Annotated in this window: 6 protein-coding genes and 1 pseudogene; 3 read left to right on the forward strand and 4 right to left on the reverse strand. The window is 62.9% G+C overall.

Features of this window, described 5'->3' with window-relative positions:
* Positions 1–64 precede the first annotated feature (64 nt).
* The 3 genes from RWT78_RS27890 to RWT78_RS27900 form a co-directional block, all read right to left on the reverse strand.
* Complete coding sequence (locus RWT78_RS27890; protein WP_003941034.1) at positions 65–631, reverse strand: PH domain-containing protein; 567 nt, start codon at positions 629–631, stop codon at positions 65–67.
* 90 nt (positions 632–721) lie between these two features.
* Positions 722–1,297 carry an HdeD family acid-resistance protein gene (locus RWT78_RS27895; protein WP_003941007.1) on the reverse strand — a complete coding sequence of 192 codons (576 nt, stop codon included), beginning with the start codon at positions 1,295–1,297 and terminating at the stop codon, positions 722–724.
* 118 nt (positions 1,298–1,415) lie between these two features.
* On the reverse strand, positions 1,416–2,270 hold the full coding sequence (locus RWT78_RS27900; protein WP_003940755.1) for a biotin--[acetyl-CoA-carboxylase] ligase: 855 nt from the start codon (positions 2,268–2,270) through the stop codon (positions 1,416–1,418).
* A 115-nt stretch (positions 2,271–2,385) separates the two neighbouring features.
* Between RWT78_RS27900 and RWT78_RS27905 the strand changes: the two genes are divergently transcribed.
* Genes RWT78_RS27905 through RWT78_RS27915 form a run of 3 tightly spaced genes read left to right on the forward strand, consistent with a single transcriptional unit; the run spans position 2,386 to position 5,022 of the window.
* Positions 2,386–4,026 carry an acyl-CoA carboxylase subunit beta gene (locus RWT78_RS27905; RefSeq protein ID WP_314682461.1) on the forward strand — a complete coding sequence of 547 codons (1,641 nt, stop codon included), beginning with the start codon at positions 2,386–2,388 and terminating at the stop codon, positions 4,024–4,026.
* A complete protein-coding gene (locus RWT78_RS27910; protein ID WP_314682464.1) occupies positions 4,023–4,364 on the forward strand; it encodes an acyl-CoA carboxylase epsilon subunit in 342 nt (113 codons plus the stop codon). Before RWT78_RS27905 ends, RWT78_RS27910 begins: the two co-directional genes overlap by 4 nt.
* A 16-nt stretch (positions 4,365–4,380) precedes the next feature.
* A complete protein-coding gene (locus tag RWT78_RS27915; RefSeq protein WP_007731146.1) occupies positions 4,381–5,022 on the forward strand; it encodes a nucleoside triphosphate pyrophosphatase in 642 nt (213 codons plus the stop codon).
* 109 nt (positions 5,023–5,131) lie between these two features.
* Here RWT78_RS27915 and RWT78_RS27920 read toward each other — a convergent pair.
* Positions 5,132–5,341 (reverse strand): annotated as a pseudogene (locus tag RWT78_RS27920) (HNH endonuclease signature motif containing protein); the annotation flags it as partial.

Below are 5,341 nucleotides of genomic sequence, written 5' to 3' on the forward strand. Positions count from 1 at the left end.
GTCTTCGGCTAGCAATACGGCAGTCACACGAACAGACTACGGACAACACGCCTTTGCACGTTGATTACCAGCCATTTCGATCGTTCGGGTCGTCGTTTTCACCTGACGGCCACTGCGGTGCCTGCGAGGGTGGCTGCTGCATGGAATCGAAAACCTGGTGATACAGCAGGGCGTGAACGTGCTCGACGTCAGGAATGTCGTCGAACTCGAGCGGATCGTCACTGGCAGATGCGATGACCAGAGTTCCGGTCTTGAGCATTCGATCGATCAGGCCGTGACGAAACTGAACATTGCTGATCCGCCCCATGGGAATGTCGATACCCGTGTGCGTGAGCACTCCGTGGCGGATGAGCACTCGCCGATCGGTGACGATGAAATGCGTGAACTTCCAGACCGTGAACGGCGCAACCGATCGCCAGGCCACGACACCGAGCCAGATGATTCCGACGGCAATGGACGACACGGTGCGAGCCGTGCCGTCCAATCTCGTCTGTGCGAGGCCCAACAAGAACCCGGCGACGGCCGTCGCAAGCACGAACGTCAGCGCCGGAAGCACCAACATCTTCCAATGAGGATGGCGATGCAGTATCAGTTCCTCGTCCTGAGCGAGGGCGTCTTCGGGATATCCCATGACGGGAAGTCTGCCACCCCGCACCGACTTTCAGGCACACCGACTTTCAGGCACACCGACTTTCAGGCACACCCGCCTTCAGGGCAACGCTCAGGGCTGCGCGATCTTTCGCAGCACCAACGGGGTCACGACGATGATGATGCCGTACAGCACCATCCACACGCCGACCACGATGCGGAAGACGTCGAGCGAGAGTTCGGGCTGCAGAAGGACGATTGCACCCGCGACGATGCTGATGACTCCGAGCACGATCGACAGACCGCGATCGACGGTGTGCCCGGACGCCGCGTCGACCAGATCGAGAACGCCACGGAATACCCACCAGGCACCGATCACCAATGCGATCAGAACCACCGTCTGCAGAGGGCTACGGAGAACCAGGAATCCGAGGAGCACTGCCAACGCGCCGGAGATCGCGACGAGCGTCCGAGTTCCACCCGAAGCCGTCACGTCCGCGAACGAACGGATGATCTGGACGATTCCGAATCCGAACAGCTGGATCGCAATGACAACCGCGACCACGAACAGCGTGGCATCCGGCCATGCGAGTACCGCGATACCCAGGCCCAATGTGAGGACACCGAGCAGCACCGTCACGCCGGTGAGTACGCGGCGAGCGCTCTCGGCCGTCTCGGCTTCGGTCGGAACAACGATCGGTGTGGTCATGACGCCCCTAGGCAGCTCGGTAAATCCCGCAGTTGAGTGAAATGAAGGACGGACGGTTGGTTCGAAAACCGGTCCGGGCCAAAAATTAGCACTTTGGTGCCAGAAAATCCGGCAACGTTCACGATTCGGTGACCGGGGCGGCGCGAAGGTGCGTGATATCACCCGCTGCGACCGCAAAGGTCTCCCCATCTGTTCCCTCGATTTCGATGACGACGCGTCCGGAAGTGTCGACGTCGGTCGCGATACCGAACACCTCCTTGTCGCCCGGCAAAACCGCGCGGACTCGTTTGCCCAGCGTCCCGCAGCGCTGCCGGTATTCGGCAGCCAACACAGATGTATCCCATTTCGACGATTCCCAAGCACGGAATTGCGTCGCCAATTCACGGGCGATTGCGCGAACGAGAGTGTCGCGGTCGACAGTCGATGCTTCTTCGATCAGCAGTGACGTAGCGGTCGGGACGGGCAGCTCCTCGACGCCGAGGCTCACGTTCAGCCCGATCCCCACCACCACCGCGGGATCGGGCGCCGTCCTCGCCACCTCGGCCAGAATGCCGGCGACCTTCTTGTCACCGATGAGAACGTCGTTCGGCCACTTGAGTTCTGCGGGCACTTCGGCCACGTTGCGCAGCGCGTCGACGACCGCGATTCCCGACAGTAGCGGGAGCCAACCCATGTCCGCGAGATTCATTCCGGGCATCGACAGCAGAACCGACATCGAGATCTGCGCTTGCGGCGGACTCACCCAGGTGCGCGAATGACGGCCACGGGCACTCGCCTGATATTCGGCGATCAGAACGTGACGGTCGGCATCCGGATCTGCCGCTCGCGCAAGGAGATCCGCGTTCGTCGAACCGGTCTCCTCGACAACGTCGAGGCGGTTCCAGAAAACGCGCGCGTCGTCGTTGTCACTGCGCACGAGTGCGCGTCGTAGGGCATTGCCGTCGAGGGGCGGTCGGTTCAAGTCGGTCCACATAGCCCCAGCCTATGACGACGGCGAGAATGTACTGGTCAGTAGCTTGAGCCTGCAAGACAGCGACAATCGGACCTGCCTTCGAAGCCCCCCACGCACTCTCGTTAAGCTCACGTCCATGACCACTGTCCAAGAGCCGAACGCGCCGGAGGCGGCGGCCGCACCCGATATCCACACGACCGCGGGAAAGCTCGCGGACCTGCGGAATCGCCAAGCCCAGGCGCAGGCACCGAGCGGCGAAGCCGCCATCGACAAGGTGCACGCCAAAGGCAAGCTGACCGCCCGCGAGCGCATCACCGCCCTCCTCGACGAGGGCTCCTTCGTCGAACTCGACGCACTGGCACGGCACCGAAGTGTGAACTTCGGTCTCGCTGACAACCGCCCGGTCGGCGACGGCGTCGTCACCGGTTACGGCACCATCGACGGCCGCGACGTCTGTGTCTTCTCACAGGACGCCACCGTTTTCGGCGGATCGCTCGGCGAAATCTACGGTGAGAAGATCGTCAAGGTCATGGACCTCGCGATCCGCACCGGACGGCCCCTCGTCGGCATCAACGAAGGTGCAGGCGCGCGCATTCAGGAAGGCGTCGTCTCGCTCGGCCTCTACGGCGAGATCTTCCACCGCAACGTCCAGGCCTCGGGTGTCATCCCCCAGATCTCACTGATCATGGGACCCGCCGCCGGCGGCCACGTCTACTCCCCCGCACTGACCGACTTCGTCGTGATGGTCGACGAGACTTCCCAGCTGTTCGTCACCGGCCCCGACGTCATCAAGACGGTCACCGGTGAAGACGTCACGATGGAAGACCTCGGCGGTGCTCGCACCCACATGGTCAAGTCCGGCGTCGCCCACTACGTCGCTTCCGGCGAGCAGGACGCACTCGACTACGTCAAGGACTTGCTCAGCTACCTGCCGTCCAACAACCAGGCAGCAGCTCCCCGCGGCGAGATCACCGACCCGATCGTCGGTTCGATCGAAGACAGCCTGACCGCCGAGGACATCGAACTCGACACCCTGATCCCGGATTCGGCCAACCAGCCGTACGACATGCACGAGGTCATCCGTCGCATCCTCGACGACGACGAGTTCCTCGAGGTCCAGGCCGAGCGCGCGATGAACATCATCGTCGGTTTCGGTCGCGTCGACGGACGCTCGGTCGGCATCGTCGCCAACCAGCCCACCCAGTTCGCGGGCTGCCTCGACATCGACGCCTCGGAGAAGGCCGCTCGCTTCGTGCGTACCTGCGACGCGTTCAACGTCCCGATCATCACCCTCGTCGACGTTCCCGGTTTCCTCCCCGGAACCGAGCAGGAATACAACGGCATCATCCGCCGCGGCGCGAAGCTCCTCTACGCATACGGAGAAGCAACGGTCGGCAAAATCACGGTCATCACCCGCAAGGCGTACGGCGGAGCGTACGACGTCATGGGCTCCAAGCACATGGGCGCCGACGTGAACCTGGCATGGCCGACCGCTCAGATCGCCGTCATGGGTGCATCCGGAGCAGTCGGATTCGTCTACCGCAAGCAGCTTCTCGAAGCCGCGAAGAACGGCGAAGACGTCGATGCATTGCGCCTCAAGCTGCAGAACGAGTACGAGGACACCCTCGTCAACCCGTACGTCGCCGCTGAGCGCGGATACGTCGACGCTGTCATTCCTCCGTCGCACACCCGCGGGCAGATCGTTTCCGCATTGCGACTGCTCGAGCGCAAGGCCGTTTCCCTTCCGCCCAAGAAGCATGGGAACATTCCCCTATGACCGCAACCACCGAGGACATTCTCAGCGAAGATGTCGCACTGGCGGAGACTGCACCGACCAACGGTGCGGTCGTCGAGGGAACCGCGACGGATGCTTCGCTCACGGAGCTGACCGAGACGTCGACCTCCGACGCGTCGGTCATCAAGATCGTCAAGGGTTCGCCCACCGACGTCGAGATCGCGGCACTGGTCAGCGTGCTTGCTGCGGCTGCCGCCAGCGGTCAAGCTCCCGAGTCGAACGTTCCCGCGGAGACCTGGGGCGATCCGACTCAGTTCCACCGCACGCGTGCGCCGTTCTCGCCGTACGCGTACCTGAACCCCGCGATCCGTCGCAGCTGACGATCACTCTGCTGACGTGACTCAACTGGTTCTAGCTTCAGCGTCCCCGGCTCGCCTCGCAGTTCTGCGGGCGGCCGGGGTTTCGCCGCTTGTGCGTGTCTCCGGTGTCGACGAGGACAAGATCGCCGACAACCTCGGCCCCGACGCCGCCCCCGAAAAAGTCGTGACGGTGCTGGCGGAGGCCAAGGCCGCCGAGATCGTCCCCGGCCTCGCCGCCGACAATCTCACCGACGTGGTCGTTGTCGGGTGCGATTCGATGCTCCTGATCGACGGGCAACTTCAAGGCAAGCCGGGCAGCGTCGATATCGCCCGAAAGCGATGGGCCGCAATGGCCGGACGCAGCGCCACTCTCTTGACCGGGCACTGTGTCCTGCGCGTCGCCGACGGCCGCATCGTTCGCATGGCCTCGGATCACAGCGCAACAGTGGTTCATTTCGCGCAACCGTCCACCGAAGATCTCGAGGCATACCTGGCAACGGGCGAGCCGCTCCAAGTTGCCGGAGCATTCACGCTCGACAGTCTCGGCGGCTGGTTCGTGGAGAGAATCGAGGGTGATCCCTCGAGTGTCATCGGTATCGGATTACCTTTGGTACGAACACTTCTCGAGCGTGTCGGGGTTTCCGTCTCGGATCTCTGGCGCACGCAGAGCATCTTCTGACGCGTTTTCTCCAAGCACGTTTTCTCCAAGCACCACTGACCAGCCCCGCATCGGGTCCATGCCGATGCGAAGCTGGTCGTTTTTGTTGTCACCGAAAAGGTTTGACCCTTCAGGTTTTGAAGGTGGTGTTCGCCGGCCGCGGGTGCTGCTGCGGGTCGATCGAGGGCGGCGGAATGAACCACGGCTTGTTGTCGACACCGATCCGAATCTCCCATTTCCCGACGAACCCGGATTTCCGGTGCATCAACCGATGATGCGAACGGCACAGCAGGACCAGGTTGCTCATCACCGTCGGGCCACCGTTCGCCCAGTGCCGGAT

Source organism: uncultured Rhodococcus sp. (genome assembly GCF_963525155.1).
GTDB classification, from domain to species: Bacteria; Actinomycetota; Actinomycetes; order Mycobacteriales; family Mycobacteriaceae; genus Rhodococcus_F; species Rhodococcus_F qingshengii.